We start from the raw sequence: 20,036 nt of genomic DNA on the forward strand, positions 1-20,036 counted from the left end.
ATGTCAGAACTTTCAATAACCACTACCCAAAATGTGAATATAAATTTCAATGCTGCGGGCGTGGGTGAAAGGGTGCTTGCATACATATTTGACGCTGTTATAAAAACAGCCTATTCTCTTATCATCTATTTGGTTGTATATGAGTATTTTGGGTTGGAAAAATTTGTTGCACCTATGGATTTTTGGTCGCAGGCAGCCATCATGATTATTCTATACCTGCCCTGTATTTTTTATACATTGGTTCTTGAAAGTGTTTTTCAGGGTCAGACCATAGGCAAGCGGCTTATGCGTATACGCGTTATTAAAATTGACGGCTATGAGGCCGGATTTGGAGATCACCTTATGCGTTGGCTTTGCAGGCTTGTCGATATTTTTTTATTGCTGAATACGGGTATTGTCGGTTTAGGATTTATGCTGGCGACCGATAAAACGCAGCGCCTAGGAGACCTTGCTGCCGGTACGGCTGTAATTTCGCTCAAAAATGATATAAGCATAGACCATACTATTTTACGTGAGGTTGAAAGCGATTACAGGCCAATCTATCCGTTGGTTATCAAGCTGACCGATAATGATATACGTATTATAAAGGAGACATATGAGCATGCTTTAAAGGCTGCTGATTTTGAGCAGATGCAAAAACTTCAGGATAAGGTGATTCAGGTAACAGGTATAAAATCTGTATCGCAAAATGCCACAGCTTTTATAGATACGCTGCTGAATGACTATAACTACTATACCCAAAAAATGTAATTCATGATTGAAGTTATAAAAGCTGATTTAGCTGATTTTGAAACCGTAAATAGCCTGGCAAGGCGGGTATGGGGGCCAACTTATAAGCATATTCTCTCTGAACCACAGCTGGAATATATGTTTGATATGATGTACAGCAGCAAATCTTATAATGAGCAGATTACCATTAAAAATCATCATTTTTTGCTCGTAAAAGATGGCGAAGAATTTCTCGGGTTTGCATCATATGAACTTAATTACCGTTTTGAAACTACCAAAGTTCATAAATTATATATTTTGCCCGAAGCACAGGGTAAAGGCGTAGGTAGAATTCTTATGAACCGAATAATAATGCTGGCTAAGAAACACCAAAACGATAAAATCACGCTCAATGTAAATCGTTACAATACAGCTGTTAAGTTCTACGAAGGGCTAGGTTTTGTAAAAATTGGCGAGGAAGATATTGATATCGGGAACGGTTATCTTATGGAAGATTTCATCATGCAGCTGGTTTTTTAATATTAAGTTTTCTTTTGTTAATTATTGTGATATCAATAACATACGTTGAATATCATATAGGGTAATTTTGATTGTATAACAAAATACAACCAATCATGATAACCCAGATAACAGACTTACCCCAAAATATGGTCGGCTTCCGTTCGGAAGGTGAAGTGACAAAAGAAGATTTTGAAATGGTGCAGGCTAAAGTTGCATCGCTTGTCGAAAAAACAGGTAAGCTTAACTACCTTCTATTTCTTGACAATTCACCTAAAGATTTCACATTTGGCGCGTGGTTGCAGGATGCCTTACTCGGCATAAAAAACCTCACAAAGTGGAATCGTGCTGCTATAGTTACTGATATTGATGGCGTTATCACTTTTACAGATGCCTTCAGTAAAGTTATGCCGGGCGAGTTCCGCGGATATAAAAAATCAGAATACGATGAAGCAGTTGCCTGGGTGAGCGAGGGTGCAGAAACAATTTAAGGCTTAACATAATTTTATGAACTATGAGCGACGCACTTTCAAAAGATAATTTTAAGGATTTATACAATCAGGAAGCCATTGCCAAACTGAAAGAACTGGCTGAAGATATAAAGACATGCATGTTTTGCACTGAACTTTCACAAAGGCCGTTTCCTACCCGTCCTATGGTCTTGCAGGAAGTTGACGACAATGGTAATCTCTGGTTTTTGAGTTCAGCAAAAAGCAACAAAAATTTTGAGATAAAAGAAGATAATGAGGTACAGCTCATTTTTGCCAAGAATGAAGATATTCATTTCCTTTCAATTTATGGGCAGGCCACTATTTATAAAGATAAAGCCCACATAGATCAGGTCTGGAATACTGTTGCAAAAGCCTGGTTTGAAGAAGGCAAAGACGACCCGGAGATAACAGTAATAAAAGTTACCCCGACAGATGCATACTACTGGGACACAAAGTATGGCAAAATGGTATCTTACGTAAAAATGATTGCCGGCATGATAACCGGCAGCATGAAAAGTGATGGCGGTGTAGAGGGCCGTCTTAATGTATAGCCCCTTTTAATATCTGTATATAAAAGAAAAAGCTCCGACATTTCTAAAGGAGCTTTTTCTGTTACAGCTACCATTGCTGCTGATGTTATAATTTTTTACCAAAGGATAGCAGAATATCAAAATAATGCGATATAAGCTTTTCTTCCTCTGCATCCGTACTCGAAGATTTTGAAACTTTTCCCTTTGTGATGACATAATTTGCAGACTGGCTATTATGTAGTTCGGGCTTATCGTAATCAGATATCTCAATCTCAAATCCGCAGATGCAATATCTGCATTTGGCTAACAAATCGGTCAGGAGATTTTTATGTACACTGATATCTTCTTCAGGATAAAAACCAAACCAGGCCTCCGCACTTCCAGACCGGAGTTCACTAATTAAGAACCTGAATGGCTCAAGTTTATAATAGGTAGTGAGTGACGCAAAGGCTCCATTCGTTTTAAGAGTAATATATTCACCATCACTTATGGCTAAAGAATGGTCTTTTACAATATCGCTGATTTCAAATTTTGATACCAGTTTATATAAATAAGCTCGGTGCTGACTATTAAATACAAAGTGAAAACCTAAAAGTCCGTGCTTTTTAATTTCTCCCATGATGAAGGACAGTTTTAATGTACGCGGTTTTAAGTTTGGTTATGTTATATTCAAAAAGTAAAAAAAGCTCCGACATTTCTGAAGGAGCTTTCTCTGTTTATTTATACAACAATTTATTTTGCTGAAGGTGTCATTTCAAGTTCAAAAATGATGTTGGCGTTTGGAGGGATAACTCCGCCTGCGCCGCGTTCACCATAGCCAAGGTGTGAAGGGATAAAAATCACTGCTTTATCACCAACGTTCATCTGCTCAATACCTTCAATGAAGCCCGGTATTAGTCCATCTTTAGTTCCTATTTTAAAAGGAATTGGGGTATATGCATTTGCCGCAGCCCTGGCCGGGTCGTGCTTGCCGTACTGCTTAGCTACCGCTTCAATGCTGCTGTCGAAAAGCATACCATTTTCCAGATAACCTGCATAGTGTACGCCTACTTCGCTGCCATCTAAAGGTTTGCCGCCATTACCTTTTTTCACGATTTTGTACTGCAGCCCTGAAGGAAGTTTTGTAGCGCCTGCTTTCACATCAGCCAGGTAAGCTACTTTATCTGCCATTACTTTTGCGTTGGCTGCTTCCTGTTTTTTAACTTCTGCAGCAGCTTTCTCATAATATTCCCGGAAAACTTTAGGGGCGTCAAATTTCTTGGCTTCAGCGCCTATGCGCACAATCTTCACGCTTTTCATTTCATCACCCTGAACTATGGTGTTTACCACATCCTGGCCTTGTACAACATGCCCGAATACTGTATGCTTGCCGTCAAGGTGCGGGGTAGGTACATGGGTAATAAAGAACTGGCTTCCGTTTGTGCCTTTTCCTGCATTAGCCATAGATAATATCCCCGGCTTGTCATGCTTCAGGTCGGTAATCTCGTCGGCAAATTTATAGCCCGGCCCGCCTGAACCGTCGCCCTTAGGATCGCCCGTTTGTATCATAAACTGCTGAATCACGCGGTGGAATTTAAGCCCGTCATAGTAGGGTTTGCCCTTTTTGTCGGCTATGGTAACCATATCATTTTTACCTTCGGCAAGCGTTACAAAGTTTGCCACGGTAAGCGGCGTCTTCTTATATTCAAGCTGAAGTACAATTTTACCTTTATTTGTTTCAATTTCGGCGTAGAGCCCATCGCCAAGCTTCACATCTTCTGCGGCAGCTTTGCTTGTTACGGGGTTGCACGAAAAAAATATGGCAACCAGGCTTAAAAATAAACTTGTCATCGGTTTCATTTATAGTTTTAAATTAATCTTTCACTTCGCCTTCAGGCTTAATATCGTTTAGCGTTACGGTGCATATAAGCGGTTCGTTCACGCCAATTTTTTTATTATCACCATGATACCCGTACCCCATGTGGCTCGGGAACAGGAATGTTACAGTCTCGCCCTCGTTCATCAGTTTTATGCCATAGCGAAGCCCCATCATTATATTTTCTTTGTCAACATAATATTTCTGCGGGCGCAGCTCAACTTCGCTGTAAATCACATTGCCTTTCAGGTCTTTTACTTCGTAATCAAAAAAAGCAACATCACCGCGCTTAGGCGTAACTGTATCATTGGTTTTCTCAACCTCATAGTGGTACCAATAGCCCTTATCGCTTGCAATGTACTTTATTTGCGGATTGCTTTTTATGATAGAGTCTATCATACCTTCTTCGCTGGCAACAAGCTTTTTATTACGCTCAACAGATTCCTTCATAAAAGTGCCCCCGCTTTCACTTATGGGCCTGCGCGCCTGTGGCTGGCTGCACCCTATAATAAGTGCACCAATGCAAAGCGCTGTCACAACTATCCTCTTCTTCATGATCTTATGCAATTTTTGTGCTGGCTAATGTAGCAATAAATTTTTGTATGGTAGCATCCAGCGACTCTGTTGATTTACCCCCGGCAGCGTTAATATGCCCGCCGCCGCTGAAATGCTCCCGTGCATACTTGTTCACATCAAAATCGCCTTTGGAGCGGAATGATATCTTGATGATGCCTTCTTCTTTATTTTCCGTAAAAAATGCTGTAAACGCTATCCCTTTCATGCTCAGGCCATAATTTACAATGCCTTCAGTATCACCTTTACTATGGTTCATGCTGTTTAATTCTTCCTGCGTGAGCCACATGTATGATGTGTTGTGCTGCGGCAATACCCTCATGTTCTGCAAAGCCCTTGCCAAAATTTGTATGCGGTTGTGGCTGTGGTTGTCAAAAAGGTTACTGTGTATCGCGCTGTTGTCAATTCCTTTGTCAATAAACTCAGCTACAATGCGGTGTGTAGTACCTGTTGTGGAAGGATATCTGAAAGAGCCGGAATCTGTCACAATGCCTGTGTATAAACAGGTTGCAATAGTGCTGTCTATCAGGTTATTTTCGCCTAAAGCATTTATAAAATGGTACACCATTTCGCAGGTAGAGCCGTAAGATGTATCGCTGAAAGTCACCACAGCATAATCGTCCGGACTCTGGTGATGGTCTATCATTACAAAAGGAACATCAAGCTTACGCAGTTCAGGCTCCATTGCATCGCCCACCCGGTTCAGGAAATTGAAGTCGAGCGTAAAAACAAGTTCAGCCTGTTCCATAACTGCAACGGCAGCATCACGCTCGCGCTCAAAAACTTTTACAGTATCGCTGGCAGGAAGCCATGCCAGGAAATCAGGGAATTCGTTGGGAGAGATAACTGTTGGAGTATGGCCTTTTTTAGCAGGTAATGGTATAATCCTAAAGTTGAACCCATGGCATCACCATCGGGGTTGCGGTGTGGTATTATCACTATTTTTTTAGGTGAAGCCAAGAGGCTTTGCACCTTCTCAATATCAGCATTTGTCATTTTGCGAAGGTAAGGTATTTTCAATTTAAGAAGAAGATTTAAGATTTAAGATTGGCTTCACTCGTTGCCGCAAGTCAATCTTAAATCTTATCTCATAAATCTTAAATCCAAACTATTGCTTCTTCAAAAATTCAGTTTTAAGCACCATTACGGTTTTTTCTACTTTGCCTTCAATTTCTTTTGCATCACCAGTAAGGCGGATGTTCTTCACCACAGTCCCTCTTTTAATAACTGATGATGAACCTTTTACTTTCAGGTCTTTTATTACGGTTACGCTGTCACCTTCGTTTAATAGTGTCCCATTGCTGTCTTTTACGTCCATTTTGTAATTAGGTTTTTGTTTTGGTAAAAATACCATAATCTTTCAATCCATTAAATTTTAATAGTCAATCAACAAAAAGTTAACCTTCTTCCATCCCGTATTAATCCTTAGTAACTTTAAACAAACCATAAAATTATAAGATTATGAGTGATGACAAAAACAACCGCGGCCCACAGGGACCGTTCCCGCATCAATACCAGTGAAGATTATGAATTTGACTACTGGACAGCTAAATTCGGAGTGTCAAGGGATGAACTTCGCAACGCCGTGGACCAGGTAGGCAGCAGCGCTGACGCTGTAGAAGAATACCTCAAAAATAACAGATAAGAGCCGAAAGGCTCTTTTTTAGTTCTTGGCCTTATAGTTTAAAAAATCTGCAATTATCCACTCAATCAGTGTCATCACCGCCTGTACCATTCGGGCAGGCGCGTTCCATATCATCCGGTCAAATAATCGAAAATTCTAAAATTCTAAAATTCTTTGATTATTTTTGCCCATGCAACACAACGTACTTATTTTAGACTTCGGGTCGCAATACACACAACTTATTGCGCGAAGGGTTAGGGAGCTCAATATCTTCTGCGAGATTTTCCCGTACAACAACCCGCCAAAAGATTTATCAACCTATAAAGCCGTTATTCTATCAGGAAGCCCGTTTTCAGTTCGTGCCGAAGATGCCCCGCACCCTGACCTTAGCGAAATTCGCGGGAAACTACCTCTGCTTGCCGTATGTTATGGTGCGCAATACCTGGCGCATTTCCACGGGGGTGAAGTGGCGCCAAGCAACATCCGCGAGTATGGCCGGGCTAACCTCTCTTATATTAAAGAAGATGAGCCTTTTCTAAACGGAGTAAGTGAAGACAGCCAGGTATGGATGAGCCACAGCGATACCATAAAGCAGCTGCCAACAGGCGCTGTAAGGCTTGCCAGCACAAAAGATGTGGAGAACGCAGCGTATAAAATTGAAGGTGAAACCACATATGCAATACAGTTTCACCCGGAAGTTTACCATAGTACAGACGGCGCTAAGATGCTTGCCAACTTTTTGGTTGGTATAGCCCAGGTACCACAAAACTTCACGCCAAACTCTTTTGTGGAAGACATCGTGGCCGAATTGAAAACAAAAATTCAGGATGACAAGGTAGTGCTCGGGCTTTCGGGTGGGGTAGATTCTACCGTGGCTGCAGTGCTTTTAAATAAAGCCATCGGCAAAAACCTGTACTGCATTTTTGTTAACAACGGGCTGTTGCGCAAAGATGAGTTTGAGAATGTACTGCACCAGTATAAAGATATGGGGCTCAACGTAAAAGGTGTAGATGCAGGTGAGAGATTCCTTTCTCAACTTGCAGGCATAGACGACCCTGAAACAAAGCGTAAGACTATAGGCCGGGTATTCATTGAGGTTTTTGATGATGAAGCCCACCAGCTTACCGATGTAAAATGGCTGGCACAGGGTACAATATACCCGGATGTTATTGAGTCGGTTTCCGTAAAAGGGCCGTCAGCAACCATAAAGTCGCACCACAATGTTGGCGGATTGCCCGATTTTATGAAGCTGCAGGTGGTAGAACCTTTACGTATGCTTTTTAAAGATGAGGTAAGAAGGGTAGGGGCAACGCTGGGTATCGACCCTGAATTACTGGGACGCCACCCATTCCCGGGGCCGGGACTTTCTATCAGGATTTTGGGCGACATAACACCTGAGAAAGTTCGCATTTTGCAAGAGGTTGACCATATTTTCATACAAGGGTTAAAAGACCATGGGCTGTATAACAAAGTATGGCAAGCGGGCGCAATATTGCTGCCGGTAAACAGCGTAGGTGTTATGGGCGATGAGCGTACTTATGAAAAAGTAGTGGCGCTGAGGGCGGTAGAGTCAACAGACGGTATGACAGCCGATTGGGTACACCTGCCATATGATTTCCTTATGAAAATATCAAATGAAATAATTAATAAAGTGAAAGGTGTGAACAGGGTTGTGTATGACATTAGCTCTAAACCGCCGGCCACGATTGAATGGGAATAAATTTATAACGAAAAGAGCCTGGAAAGGCTCTTTTTTATTGCTAAAAGTTAAAGTTATGCTGCTAATCGGTTTTTTGATGCTGTTGGTCGATTACAAAACTTACGAATTAATCTACTTGCTACTTTTATGAAAAGTTTAACGCGAAAAAAGAGATGAGGATGAGGACACAACTACTATTGGCAGGATTTCTTTTGATGGCTTGTGCAAATATTTCTCTTGCACAGATGCAGCAGCAGCAGCAGCAACAAGTAAATGAGCAGGTAGCTGTACACCGGGTTAAAACCGGTGAAACTGTAGTGCTCGTTGCCAAAAAATATATGGTGACCCCACACGATATTTATGAATTGAACCCTGATGCGGTAAATGGCATTGCAGCAGGCCAGGGGCTAAGGATACCGGTAAGCCGTAAAGTAAAAGAAGAAATAGAGGCCAAAAACCTGAATTACGAATTAGTCTCTATTGATGAAATACGCAAGCCTGCTGAAAAGAAACAGGAAGCTGAAAAGACATACACGGCTTCGGTTATTAATGCGCCTTCAGCAACGGCGTCAACTTTAAAAAGCGAAAGGCAGGTTACAGCAACTGAAGCATCTTCTGCGATGGCAGTAACTACTGCAACATCACATAAAGTAGGGGCGGGAGAAACCCTTACGGGACTTGCCCGTAAGTACAATACTACCGTAGAAGCTATAACGGCCGCAAACCAGTCAAAGCTGAAAAAAGGGCTTCAGGCTGGTCAGGAGCTTACAATACCGGCATCACGCGAACTTTTTGCTACTACCATTCCTGATGTAAGAGAAGAACCTGTGCCGGCAAAAACAAGAGAGGCAATTACTGAAAATGCAACTGAAACTGTAAACACCGGTACGCATAAAGTTGTACCCGGCGAAACGCTGATTGGGCTTTCAAGAAAGTATAACACCACTGTTGAGGCAATTACCGAAGCTAACCAGAAGACGCTTCGCCGCGGACTACAGGCTGGGCAAACACTGGTTATTCCCGGTGCAAATGATATTGCCACGGCTGAACCTGCGATACCATCGGAAAATGGAGCAACAGTATATAATGCAGGCGAAACTATTGAACATCGTGTAGCTTCAGGCGAAACCCTTACAGGCCTTGCTCGTAAATACAACACTACCATTGATGCAATTACTGAAAACAACAAAAATAAGCTGAAGAGAGGCTTGCAGGCAGGCCAGGTATTGAGCATCACAGCACACGCATCCAACTAAAAATTATATTAATAACCATTAATAAGTCGTTACAAAGGTTAACTTTGTAGCGGCTTATTTTTTTAAAGTATATCTATTATGAAATATCGGTTATTGCTGGTTTTTTTAGTGATGCTCATGTCGGTTTCGGCAATGGCACAGGGTTACAGGAAGCATAAAGTAGCTAAAGGCGAGACGGTTGCCGACATCGCCAAAAAATATAAGGTTACGCCTTATGACATTTACAGGCTGAACCCTGACTCAAAAAACGGCGTGAAGGAGAACAGCATCATCCTTGTGCCTAATGAGTCAAAACCTGCAACAACTGCCCCTGTTGCTGAAAAACCTACAAAAGTTGTAAATACCGAACATGTTGTTGCAGCCAAAGAAAGCCTGTACAGCCTCTCTAAAAAATATGGCGTAACTGTAGATGAGATAAAAAAAGCCAACGGTACGAGTGTTGACAATGGCTTGCAGATAGGACAGAAGGTAATCATCCCTATAAAAGGCAGCGCTGTTGCCGCCGAGGTAAAAGAAGCAGCAAAGGCCGAAAAGAAAGCTACGCCGCCATCTTATTTCTTCCATACCGTTGCCGCTGGTGAAACCAAATATTCTATCGCAAAACAATATGGCATGAGCCTGCAGCTGCTTGAGGCGCTTAACCCTGAAGCCAAAGATACCCTTGCCATAGGACAGAAACTAAAGCTGGACCCGTAATGCAGTTATCGAAAAAGAAACACAGCCGGCACCACAGGTAACAGCACCTAAACCTGCCGAACCTGCAATGCAGAAAGTTTATTCAGAATATACCATTCAGCCAAAAGAAACACTTTTCAGCCTTTCACGCCGTGCAGGTATTTCAGAAGAAGAGTTCATAGCTCTTAATCCGCAATTGAAAGATGGCGTTAAAGAAGGTATGGTGATAAAATGGCCGGTAAATGTGCCTGTGCCGCCAAAAGGCATTGCAGCAAACCTTGCCACTTCCTTAAATAAATCGACACCGAAAGAGCTTGCTATACTTATCCCGTTCAACCTTACAAAAACAGAGTCCGATACAGTTCGCAAACAGCGCCTTCGTTCAGAGAAATTCCTGAACATGACGCTTGATTTCTACTCCGGTGCACTAATGGCGATAGATTCTGCTAAAGCTATGGGGCTTCCCTTAAAGGTGAGAATACTAGACTCTAAAGAAAGCCGTAACACCAGTGATGTTGCAAACTTTAAAACTAACCTTACAGGAGCCAATACTATCATAGGGCCTTTCTTCCAGAGCAACGTAGAAACCACTGCATCACTGTTCCCAAATACGCCGGTAATTTCACCGCTATCAAAAGAAACCGGTACGGCATACGGCAACCTGTATAACTCTGTACCATCACCCGATATGGTAAAGATTGGGATGCTGAACTGGCTGAAAGTGAAAGGCGGCAATGTGCTGGCAATTGTAGATTCAAAAAAGCAAGCTCAAGGCAGCTAATAAAAAACACATCGCCTGAAGTCAAATTTATAGAAGGTGGTGTGACGGATGCTTCCGTACGTGCCCAACTATCTAAAGACGTGATGAACTATGTTATCATGGAAACTGAAAGTACCAATATGGTGCTAAATGTAACCAAAGTGCTTGCTACATTACAATCAGAATACCAAATTCAGCTTGTGGTGCTGGAGCGGACAGATACGCTTGACTTTGATGAAATTCCGCTTGAAAGGCTTACAGCGCTTAAAATGCTGTACCCATCTGTAAACAATGAGGCTGAAACGCCCGGTTCACAGCTTTTTAACAGGCTTTATCGCGAAAAGAATAATATTGCACCGAGCCAGTTTGCTACACGTGGATTCGATGTGACGTTTGATGCGATTATGAGGCTTTTCCAGAATGAAGAGTTTTCAGACGTGATGACTAGTGCGGCGACAGAGTATGTGGAGAACAAATTCATCTACACAAAATCTGACGAGGGCAACAACAACACAGGCGTGTATATATTACAGTATAACCCTGACCTTTCAGTAACACAGGCACAATAAGCTATGACATCAAAAGTAACCTACCTTGGCGAACTTCGCACATCGTCAATACACATTGCATCAAATGCGGAGATAATTTCAGATGCGCCGCTTGACAATCATGGCAAAGGCGAGGCATTTTCTCCAACAGATACTGTTGCCAATGCATTGGCCAGCTGCATGTTCACCGTAATGGGCATTAAAGCCAGGGACATGGGTGTTGACTTCAGTGGCAGTACAGCCGAAGTAACAAAGATTATGCAGGCTGAACCGCGCAGAATTGCAAAAATCATCATTGTAATGAACATGAAGGCAGATGCCGATGAAAAAACGCGCACCATCCTGGAACGTACCGCAATGACCTGCCCTGTTTTCCTCAGCCTCAACCCTGATATTGAGAAAGACGTTACTTTTAACTGGTAGTTTTTTTTGGACGAGCAGCAAAAACTCCTGATAAAACTGGCGCATACTAAAATGCCTTTCGGTAAATATGAAGGCCGTTATCTTATAGACCTGCCTGAATATTATGTAGTATGGTACCACAACAAAGGCTTCCCGAAAGGCCAATTGGGCGACCAGCTCCGGCTTGTGTATGAACTTAAGCTAAACGGCCTGGAGCATATCATCAGGAATATAAAGGCGCAGTACCCAAAGCAGTAGATCGCATGATTTCATATTATTTCTTATTTTTACAAAAATATTTCCGTGATGGACAATGCGGCACTTAAATTGGAATTATTAGACTGGCTCATCCATCTTAATGATGAGTCGAAAATACGAGCGATTGAATCTATCAAGAATCAATCAAATGATGTAGTGGCATATACTGTCTTTGGTGAGCCGCTTACCGAAGCGCAATATCAGAAGGAAATAGATAAGGGTGTTGCTGATGTACAAGCTGGTCGTGTGAAACCCTTATCAGAGATTAAAAAAAATATAGCAGGAATGAATAAACCTGAAGTATTTTTAAGTAGTGAAGCCGAATATGATTTAGATGCGATTTATGAATATTATTTTGGAAAGTCTCCACAGGCTGCAAATAATATAATTAACAATATAATAGTTCAGATTGAAACGCTTGTTTTTAATGAACAATTCCAAAAAGAGCCTTCCAGGCTAGAATTGAGAAGAATTATCAGGAAATTACAAGATACTTTATCAGGTTAGAGAAAATTCAGCTTATATAATCCGTATTTTCGACAGCCGTCGTGATTCCTCACACCTCTAAAACTTTCTTCTCCAAACCCCAATATTCAGTTAAGACAGATAATTAATTTTCCGTACTTTTGCCTCGTTTTTTACAACAACAGCAACAACAACACAACTTGCCCGCTTCAACACCGGGCGCAACACAACAGGCATGAATCAGGTTAAGTACATTTTTGTTACAGGCGGCGTTACGTCTTCCCTCGGGAAGGGCATTATCGCGGCTTCACTGGCAAAACTATTGCAGGCGCGCGGCTACCGCACCACCATACAAAAGTTCGACCCTTATATTAACGTTGACCCCGGTACGCTAAACCCGTACGAGCACGGAGAATGTTATGTAACGGATGATGGTGCAGAGACCGACCTTGACCTTGGGCATTATGAGAGGTTTTTGAATGTGCCTACATCTCAGGCGAATAACGTAACAACCGGGCGTGTATACCTATCGGTAATTGAAAAAGAACGCAGGGGCGAGTTTTTAGGAAAGACAGTACAGGTAGTGCCGCACATCACCAACGAGATTAAAGAGCGCATGCAGCTGCTTGGCAACTCAGGTGATTATGATATAATTATTACAGAAATTGGCGGAACGGTAGGTGATATCGAGTCGCTGCCGTATATAGAATCAGTTAGGCAGCTTGTATGGGATTTAGGTGAGAACAACGCCATCGTGGTGCATCTTACGTTGGTACCGTACCTTGCCGCAGCAGGAGAGTTGAAAACTAAGCCAACGCAGCACTCAGTAAAAACATTGATGGAAAGCGGTATAAAAGCCGATATTCTTGTTTGCCGTACAGAGCATGAGCTTTCGGCTGACCTGAAGCAGAAGCTGGCGCTGTTCTGTAATGTGAAGACAGAAGCGGTAATACAATCTATTGATGCATCAACAATATACGATGTTCCGAACCTGATGCTAGAAGAAGGTCTTGACAGGGTGGCACTGAAGAAGCTTGACCTGCCGGAGAAGAACACGCCGGACCTTAGCCAGTGGAATGAATTCCTCTTCAGGCTGAAGAACCCGAAACACACGGTTAACATTGGTCTTGTGGGTAAATATGTTGAGTTGCAGGATTCGTACAAGTCAATACTTGAAGCGTTCATACACGCCGGGTCAGCCAACGAAACCAAGGTGAACGTAATTAGCGTACACTCAGAGTATCTGGATGAAGAAAGCGCGCATGATAAGCTTGCCGGGCTTGACGGTATACTTGTAGCACCGGGCTTTGGTGGCAGAGGAATTGAAGGAAAGATAGAAACGGTACGCTATGCAAGGGAGAATAACATTCCGTTTTTCGGGATATGCCTCGGTATGCAAATGGCTGTGATAGAATATGCACGCAATGTGTTGGGCTGGAAAGATGCCAACTCAACCGAGATGAATGACAGCACAGCATACCCTGTCATCAACATCATGGAAGAGCAAAAGACGATTACAGATAAAGGTGGTACGATGCGGCTTGGCGCGTGGAAGTGCAGCCTGAAAGAAGGTTCGCTCGCTAAAAATATTTACGGCACGGCAGCTATTGAAGAGCGCCACCGCCACAGGTATGAGTTTAATAGTGAATACCTGCACGAACTTGAGAATGCAGGGCTTACAGCTTCGGGTATTAATCCCGACACCGGCCTTGTTGAGGTGATTGAGATTAAAAGTCATCCATTTTTCATAGGTGTGCAGTATCACCCTGAGTATAAGAGCACAGTGGCAAACCCGCACCCGTTGTTTGTGAGTTTTGTAAAAGCAGCCGTAGCCAGGAAGGGTTAGGGCTTTAAAATAAACAGGCGAAAAGCCTGAGGTAACAATAAATATAAATGGAAGAAAAGAAGTTAGACGTTAAGTCGATTATCGGTTTTGTGATCATTGCCCTTTTGATGGTGTATATGATTTATAATCAGTCACCATCACAGGAAGAAGTAAACAAAGAAAAAGCCAAGAAAGAGCAGATAGAGAAAGCCAAAGCTACGCAGATACCTGAGCAGCAGTCGGCAGCGGCAATGCCTGCAGATTCTACAGTTGCTGATTCTGTAAAACTGCAGCAGCTAAGAGGCTCTTTGGGCGCCTTTGCTTACAGCGCTACCCTGCCATCAGCAAAAGGTAACGTTACAGAACTTAAGAACCCGTTATTAACCCTTCGCATCTCCAATAAAGGCGGTTATATTGCAGAGGCCAACATCAACAGTTTTGAGCAGTTTGAAAAGGGCTCAAAGCAGCGTGTCGAGCTTATCAAAAAGAATAACGCCGACCTGAATATCCAGATAAAGACTAAGGATAACCGCATACTTAATACACGTGACATGTATTTTGAGCCTGTGGTTACCAAAGAAGGTGAAAACCAGGTGCTGACCATGCGGCTTAAAGCAGGGGCAAACCAGTTCCTTGAGTACCGCTACGTGATGAAGCCAAATGATTATATGCTTGACTTCTCAATCCGTACACAGGGATTGTCGCAGGTACTGAATACATCTGCCCCGGCTGACCTTGAGTGGCAGCTGAAGGCCTTCCGCAATGAAAAGAGTGTAAGCTATGAAAATCGCTATACAGAGCTTGTGTTTGAATATGAAGATGGTAAAGACAACTATCTTGGCCAGGGGAAAGATGAGGCTGACAAGGCTGAGGATGTTACCTATGTGGCTTTTAAGCAGCATTTCTTCACATCAATATTATTGACTGATACTCCGTTCAAAACAGCTGACCTGACATCGGAAAATCTTGTGAAAGATGAAAAGCTGGATACCACTTACACTAAGAACTTTACCGCTAAAATGCCGCTTGAGTTTAAAGGCGGTGAACTTAGCTACAATATGAACATGTACTACGGCCCGGCCGACTTCAAAATACTTGATAGTTATAACAAGAACCTTGATGAGGTAATGCCGCTTGGCTGGGGTATTTTCGGGTGGATCAATAAATGGTTGTTCATACCGTTCTTTACCATGCTGCTCAACTTCATGCCACACGGTATAGCAATTATCTTCTTTACGATTATCGTGAGGCTGGCTATGTCGCCGGTTACGTATAAATCATATGTATCTCAGGCTAAAATGAAGGTGCTTCGCCCGGAAATAGCTGAACTTAACGCGAAGTATTCTAAAGACCCGATGAAGAAACAGCAGGAAACAATGAAGCTGTACAACAAGGCAGGCGTAAATCCTATGGCAGGATGTTTACCGGCGCTTATGCAGATCCCGATTTTCTATGCGTTATTCCAGTTCTTCCCGTCGTTCTTCGACCTTAGGCAAAAAAACTTCCTTTGGGCAGACGACCTTTCATCGTATGACTCGATCGCGCACCTGCCATTCTATATTCCATTCTACGGCAACCACGTGAGCTTATTCCCAATATTGGCATCAGTAGCTATATTCTTCTACATGAAGATGACCACAGGAGACCAGGCCATGTCTGCACCGCCGCAAGACGGTATGCCGGATATGAGCAAGATCATGAAGATAATGATATACATATCGCCGATTATGATGCTAATCTTCTTCAATAACTATGCATCAGGACTCAGCTTGTACTACTTCATTTCAAACCTCATTACAATTGGGATTATGCTTGTTATCAAGAAATACATTGTGAGTGAAGAGAAAATACACGCCCGCATAGAGGAGAACAAAAGCAAGCCGAAAAAGCAGAGCAGGTTTGCCCAGAAAATGCAGGAAATGATGGAGCAGGCGCAGGAACAGCAAAACCAGCGCAACCAAAACAGGAAATAACTAAAAGCACTCTACGGAGTGCTTTTTTGATACTAAACATGAAGTTTTTAAGTTTGTACAACAGATAATTTAAGTATGAAAAGCATAATAGTTACCTTATTACTATTTTTTATAAGCCTTGTTGGAAGGGCACAGGATATTAATAAAATGGATGCTGAAGGTAAGCGCCACGGTTTGTGGAAAGGTATATATGAAGACACAAAGCTTCCACGCTACGAAGGCACTTTTGAACATGGTAAAGAAACGGGAGTATTCCGGTTTTTCGAGAATTCAAAAAAATCACCGCTGGCAGCCACACGAGAGTTTTCAGCAAAAGATAACTCATGCTACACTATTTTTTACGGAGAGAAAGAAAAGAAAACAGGCGAAGGGCGAGAAGTGAATAAGATACGCCAGGGCGAATGGAAATTTTATCATCCTGACGGAAAAACAATCATGTCTGTTGAGAATTACAAAGACGGAAAAATTATCGGCACCCGTAAAGTTTATTTCCCTGACGGAAAGATTGCAGAAGAAACGGTCTACACAGATGGTATAAAAAACGGCCCCTATAAAAAGTACACCGAAAAAGGGCTTGTGCTTGAAGAAGCGGTGTATGTAAAAGACCAGTTTCACGGCCCCGCAACTTACCGTAATGACGCAGGACAGGTGGTAAGTACAGGCCAGTACAAAAATGGCAAGAAAGCCGGCCTTTGGAAGTTTTATAAAGACAGAAAGCTGGAAAAGGAAGTTGATATGAGTGCTTCCAGAAAACGGCCGTAAACACTTTACCTGTTTTTGTTTTACCTTTGCAAAAATAAATGAAGTAAGATGAAACGTGTTGTTGTAGGGCTTTCGGGTGGTGTAGATTCAAGTGTGGCGGCATACCTGCTGAAAGAGCAGGGTTATGAAGTTATTGGCTTGTTCATGAAGAACTGGCATGATGATTCGGTTACCATATCAAATGAATGTCCGTGGCTTGAGGACAGCAATGACGCACTTCTTGTAGCCGAAAAACTCGGCATCCCTTTCCAGACGGTTGACCTTAGCGAAGAGTATAAAGAGCGTATTGTGGACTATATGTTCAATGAATACGAGAAAGGCCGCACGCCAAATCCGGACGTGCTTTGCAACCGCGAAATCAAGTTTGATGTTTTCATGAAGATTGCCTTGAGCCTCGGCGCTGACTATGTTGCCACAGGCCACTATTGCCGTAAAGGAACAATAGAAAAAGACGGGCAGGAAATATACCAGTTGCTTGCAGGAGTTGATGGTAATAAAGACCAGTCCTACTTTTTGTGCCAGCTTTCGCAAGAACAGCTCAGCAAAGCTTTATTCCCTATCGGCGAACTAACAAAGCCACAGGTTCGCGAAATAGCGGCCAGGATGGGGCTTGCCACAGCCGAGAAGAAAGATTCACAAGGCCTTTGCTTTATTGGTAAAGTAAGATTGCCTGAATTTCTTCAGCAGCAGCTGCAGCCGAAAGAAGGGCTTATTTATGAGGTAGATGCTGATGTGGAGACTTTCAAGGCTGAACGTCCTCAATTCTCGTCGGTAAAAGAAAGGCTTGCCTACGAAGCCAGGAATATCGACTACAAACCCGAAATGGGTAAAGTGGTAGGGAAGCACCAGGGCGCCCATTATTATACCATAGGCCAGCGTAAAGGGCTGAATGTTGGCGGAACTAAAGAGGCACTGTTTATCATTGCGACCGATGTTGAAACTAATAGTATATACACAGGACAAGGGCACAACCACCCTGGACTGTTCCGTAAAGCATTATTCATCCAGGAAAGCGAAATCCATTGGATACGTGAAGACCTTGCTCTGAAAGATGGCGAGACAATGGATGTTATGGTGCGCATACGCTACCGTCAGCCGTTGCAGAAAGCTACCCTGCATAAGTTTGATGACGGTATGTACATTTCTTTTGAACAACCGCAAAGCGCTATTACCGAAGGCCAGTTTGCCGCATGGCATATTGGTGAGGAGTTGGTGGGTAGTGGAGTGATATCTTAATCTTATGAATTTCAATTTTCAATCTTCACTTCCAGGAAATTATGTCGACACTCCAATTGTTATTTCCGGCGAAAAGTCTTTGCAATTAAAAGGTGTCGAATATCTCGTAATTGATGATGTTGAAGAAGTATATGAAATACGCTATGAAGCTCATACAGGACCTTTTCGAGATGCTATAATTCATGAAAATGTTCTGGCTGTTGGTCATGAAGAGCATTTTTATTTATTTGATATTGTAGCAAAAAGGTGCTTACTAACTATACATCTATCAGGTTACTTTGGAAATCTCTTCATGCACCAACATGAATTTTATATATGTGACGCTAATGGAATTCGATGCGTCGATCTTTCAGGTTCAGTGATTTGGAACAATGATAGATTAGCAATAGATGGCATTTTCATTACAGAATTTACATCAAATCAAATACTGGGAGAAGCAGAAATTGATCCACCTGGAGGCTGGAAGGACTTTGTGCTAAGTCTACAGGTAAATTAATAAGGATAGATTAATGCTCCACAACCTCCACACACATAATTACACCGCAAATCCCGGCATCCTTCAGATAGTCAACCGCTATCCTGATGATGAAATTGATGTGCCGTATTTCTCAACCGGCATTCATCCGTGGTACATTGATGAAAGCAAATTAGATGAGCATCTGCATATAATTGAGCAGCGTTTACAGTTTGAAAATTGCCTGGCACTTGGTGAATGCGGACTCGATAAACGCATTGAAACCCCGCTCTACATTCAGTTAAATGTTTTTGAAAAGCAGCTTGTACTTGCGGTGAAATACAATAAACCTGTAATTTTGCATTGTGTGGCTGCCTATGAAGAGGTTATGGCCATAAAGAAAAAGCTGAAAATTGAAGTTCCGATGATCATTCACGGGTTCTCAAAGAATAACCAGGTAGCAAAACAATTGCTTGATAATGGCTTTTATCTTTCGTTTGGTAAGTATCTGTTGCGAAATCTGGAGTTGTCAGGTGTATTAGCGCAAGTGCCTTCCGACAGGTTTTTCCTTGAGACTGATACGATTGAAGAGGGGATAGCACAGGTGTACGAAAAGGCAGCACAGGCACGAAATATTTCTATAGAACAAGTGCAACAGCTTGTTGCACAAAATTTTAAAACTGTTTTCAATAATGGCTGAATGGACAGAGCGCGCCCAACTTCTATTTAAGAAAGAAGGCTTAGATAAATTAAAGAATTCTCATGTAATGGTTGTGGGCCTTGGTGGCGTAGGCTCTTTCGCAGCCGAATTTCTTGCCCGTGCGGGTGTGGGTACTATGACCATTGTAGATGGTGATGTGGTGGATATTACAAACATAAATCGCCAGCTACCTGCATTGCATTCTACGATAGGCATGCCTAAGGTTGATGTGGTAGGCGACAGGCTGATGGATATTAACCCTGAGATTAATCTTATCCGTGTTAAAGAATTTCTTTCGCCGGAGCGTGCCTATGAGCTTGTAACGCCCCAATATGATTATGTGCTTGATTGTATTGACAGCATCACGCCAAAATTGAATCTTATCATTTCTGCCCGCAGGCAGAAAGTTAAAATAATCAGCAACATGGGTGCAGGTGGTAAATATGAAGCAGGCAAGGTAAAGGTGGCTGATATTTCTAAAACCGATGTTTGCCCTCTTGCTAAAACAGTTCGTAAAAGGCTCCGTAAAGAGGGTGTATCTAAAGGCGTAAAAGTGGTTTTCTCAACAGAAGCGCCTGACGAAACGAGCCTTAAAATGACCGACGGCACTAACTTCAAAAAATCATTCTTTGGTACAAACAGCTGGATTCCGGCAGTATTCGGACTTCATTCTGCCGAGACAGTAGTAAAGTATATTATCAAAAAATAAGCACAGATATAGCG

24 protein-coding genes and 1 pseudogene are annotated in these 20,036 nt (G+C 42.4%); 20 read left to right on the top strand and 5 right to left on the bottom strand.

The features are described from left to right. The 4 genes from LRS05_RS06600 (at position 1) to LRS05_RS06615 (ending at position 2,269) form a co-directional block, all read left to right on the top strand. Positions 1-750: an RDD family protein gene (locus LRS05_RS06600; protein WP_257867582.1), complete on the top strand. Its 750-nt coding sequence runs from the start codon at positions 1-3 to the stop codon at positions 748-750. 3 nt (positions 751-753) lie between these two features. Then, positions 754-1,248, top strand: coding sequence for a GNAT family N-acetyltransferase (locus LRS05_RS06605; protein ID WP_257867583.1), 495 nt, complete (start codon positions 754-756; stop codon positions 1,246-1,248). 95 nt (positions 1,249-1,343) lie between these two features. After that, positions 1,344-1,718 carry an STAS/SEC14 domain-containing protein gene (locus LRS05_RS06610; protein WP_257867584.1) on the top strand — a complete coding sequence of 125 codons (375 nt, stop codon included), beginning with the start codon at positions 1,344-1,346 and terminating at the stop codon, positions 1,716-1,718. Between the two features lie 23 nt (positions 1,719-1,741). Then, the gene (locus tag LRS05_RS06615) at positions 1,742-2,269 is read left to right on the top strand and encodes a pyridoxamine 5'-phosphate oxidase family protein (protein WP_257867585.1); all 528 of its coding nucleotides are present in this window, start codon (positions 1,742-1,744) and stop codon (positions 2,267-2,269) included. Between the two features lie 85 nt (positions 2,270-2,354). On the opposite strand, the gene LRS05_RS06620 is transcribed toward LRS05_RS06615, so the two are convergent. The 5 genes and pseudogenes from LRS05_RS06620 to LRS05_RS06640 form a co-directional block, all read right to left on the bottom strand. Next, positions 2,355-2,867 carry a hypothetical protein gene (locus LRS05_RS06620; protein WP_257867586.1) on the bottom strand — a complete coding sequence of 171 codons (513 nt, stop codon included), beginning with the start codon at positions 2,865-2,867 and terminating at the stop codon, positions 2,355-2,357. 113 nt (positions 2,868-2,980) lie between these two features. Then, positions 2,981-4,087, bottom strand: a complete 1,107-nt coding sequence (locus LRS05_RS06625) for a peptidylprolyl isomerase (protein ID WP_257867587.1) — start codon at positions 4,085-4,087, stop codon at positions 2,981-2,983. A 13-nt stretch (positions 4,088-4,100) separates the two neighbouring features. Then, positions 4,101-4,658 (bottom strand): gliding motility-associated peptidyl-prolyl isomerase GldI, encoded by a 558-nt coding sequence (gene gldI / locus LRS05_RS06630; RefSeq protein WP_257867588.1) that lies wholly within the window; start codon positions 4,656-4,658, stop codon positions 4,101-4,103. 4 nt (positions 4,659-4,662) lie between these two features. Beyond that, positions 4,663-5,672 (bottom strand): annotated as a pseudogene (locus LRS05_RS06635) (bifunctional oligoribonuclease/PAP phosphatase NrnA). A 112-nt stretch (positions 5,673-5,784) separates the two neighbouring features. After that, positions 5,785-5,994, bottom strand: a complete 210-nt coding sequence (locus LRS05_RS06640) for an alkylphosphonate utilization protein (protein WP_257867589.1) — start codon at positions 5,992-5,994, stop codon at positions 5,785-5,787. A gap of 150 nt (positions 5,995-6,144) precedes the next feature. Between LRS05_RS06640 and LRS05_RS06645 the strand changes: the two genes are divergently transcribed. From LRS05_RS06645 to LRS05_RS06720, 16 genes are all read left to right on the top strand, one after another. Further along, positions 6,145-6,321 carry a DUF3606 domain-containing protein gene (locus LRS05_RS06645; RefSeq protein ID WP_257867590.1) on the top strand — a complete coding sequence of 59 codons (177 nt, stop codon included), beginning with the start codon at positions 6,145-6,147 and terminating at the stop codon, positions 6,319-6,321. A 169-nt stretch (positions 6,322-6,490) separates the two neighbouring features. Beyond that, positions 6,491-8,020: a glutamine-hydrolyzing GMP synthase gene (gene guaA, locus LRS05_RS06650; protein WP_257867591.1), complete on the top strand. Its 1,530-nt coding sequence runs from the start codon at positions 6,491-6,493 to the stop codon at positions 8,018-8,020. Between the two features lie 158 nt (positions 8,021-8,178). Next, positions 8,179-9,255 carry a LysM peptidoglycan-binding domain-containing protein gene (locus LRS05_RS06655; RefSeq protein ID WP_257867592.1) on the top strand — a complete coding sequence of 359 codons (1,077 nt, stop codon included), beginning with the start codon at positions 8,179-8,181 and terminating at the stop codon, positions 9,253-9,255. Between the two features lie 78 nt (positions 9,256-9,333). Beyond that, positions 9,334-9,951 carry a LysM peptidoglycan-binding domain-containing protein gene (locus LRS05_RS06660; RefSeq protein WP_257867593.1) on the top strand — a complete coding sequence of 206 codons (618 nt, stop codon included), beginning with the start codon at positions 9,334-9,336 and terminating at the stop codon, positions 9,949-9,951. A 67-nt stretch (positions 9,952-10,018) separates the two neighbouring features. Continuing rightward, positions 10,019-10,711 carry a LysM peptidoglycan-binding domain-containing protein gene (locus LRS05_RS06665; RefSeq protein ID WP_257867594.1) on the top strand — a complete coding sequence of 231 codons (693 nt, stop codon included), beginning with the start codon at positions 10,019-10,021 and terminating at the stop codon, positions 10,709-10,711. Between the two features lie 41 nt (positions 10,712-10,752). Beyond that, entirely contained in the window at positions 10,753-11,259 is a 507-nt protein-coding gene (locus LRS05_RS06670) for a hypothetical protein (protein WP_257867595.1), read from the top strand. A gap of 3 nt (positions 11,260-11,262) precedes the next feature. Further along, a complete protein-coding gene (locus LRS05_RS06675) occupies positions 11,263-11,661 on the top strand; it encodes an OsmC family protein (RefSeq protein ID WP_257867596.1) in 399 nt (132 codons plus the stop codon). Positions 11,662-11,667: 6 nt separating this feature from the next. Continuing rightward, on the top strand, positions 11,668-11,898 hold the full coding sequence (locus LRS05_RS06680; protein WP_257867597.1) for a DUF3820 family protein: 231 nt from the start codon (positions 11,668-11,670) through the stop codon (positions 11,896-11,898). 48 nt (positions 11,899-11,946) lie between these two features. Then, positions 11,947-12,405, top strand: coding sequence for a hypothetical protein (locus tag LRS05_RS06685; protein WP_257867598.1), 459 nt, complete (start codon positions 11,947-11,949; stop codon positions 12,403-12,405). A 193-nt stretch (positions 12,406-12,598) separates the two neighbouring features. Next, the gene (locus LRS05_RS06690; RefSeq protein WP_257867599.1) at positions 12,599-14,209 is read left to right on the top strand and encodes a CTP synthase; all 1,611 of its coding nucleotides are present in this window, start codon (positions 12,599-12,601) and stop codon (positions 14,207-14,209) included. A gap of 47 nt (positions 14,210-14,256) precedes the next feature. Further along, positions 14,257-16,161, top strand: a complete 1,905-nt coding sequence (gene yidC / locus LRS05_RS06695; protein WP_257867600.1) for a membrane protein insertase YidC — start codon at positions 14,257-14,259, stop codon at positions 16,159-16,161. A gap of 75 nt (positions 16,162-16,236) precedes the next feature. After that, a complete protein-coding gene (locus tag LRS05_RS06700; protein ID WP_257867601.1) occupies positions 16,237-16,923 on the top strand; it encodes a toxin-antitoxin system YwqK family antitoxin in 687 nt (228 codons plus the stop codon). A gap of 48 nt (positions 16,924-16,971) precedes the next feature. Further along, entirely contained in the window at positions 16,972-18,159 is a 1,188-nt protein-coding gene (gene mnmA, locus LRS05_RS06705) for a tRNA 2-thiouridine(34) synthase MnmA (RefSeq protein ID WP_257867602.1), read from the top strand. A gap of 4 nt (positions 18,160-18,163) precedes the next feature. After that, positions 18,164-18,655 (top strand): hypothetical protein, encoded by a 492-nt coding sequence (locus LRS05_RS06710; RefSeq protein WP_257867603.1) that lies wholly within the window; start codon positions 18,164-18,166, stop codon positions 18,653-18,655. A gap of 13 nt (positions 18,656-18,668) precedes the next feature. Continuing rightward, on the top strand, positions 18,669-19,313 hold the full coding sequence (locus LRS05_RS06715) for a TatD family hydrolase (RefSeq protein ID WP_257867604.1): 645 nt from the start codon (positions 18,669-18,671) through the stop codon (positions 19,311-19,313). After that, positions 19,306-20,022 (top strand): tRNA threonylcarbamoyladenosine dehydratase, encoded by a 717-nt coding sequence (locus LRS05_RS06720; protein WP_257867605.1) that lies wholly within the window; start codon positions 19,306-19,308, stop codon positions 20,020-20,022. The genes LRS05_RS06715 and LRS05_RS06720 overlap by 8 nt, the downstream gene beginning before the upstream one ends. Positions 20,023-20,036: the final 14 nt, after the last annotated feature.

The sequence above is a fragment of the Flavobacterium sp. J372 genome, from assembly GCF_024699965.1.
In the GTDB taxonomy this organism is placed as follows: domain Bacteria; phylum Bacteroidota; class Bacteroidia; order Flavobacteriales; family Flavobacteriaceae; genus Flavobacterium.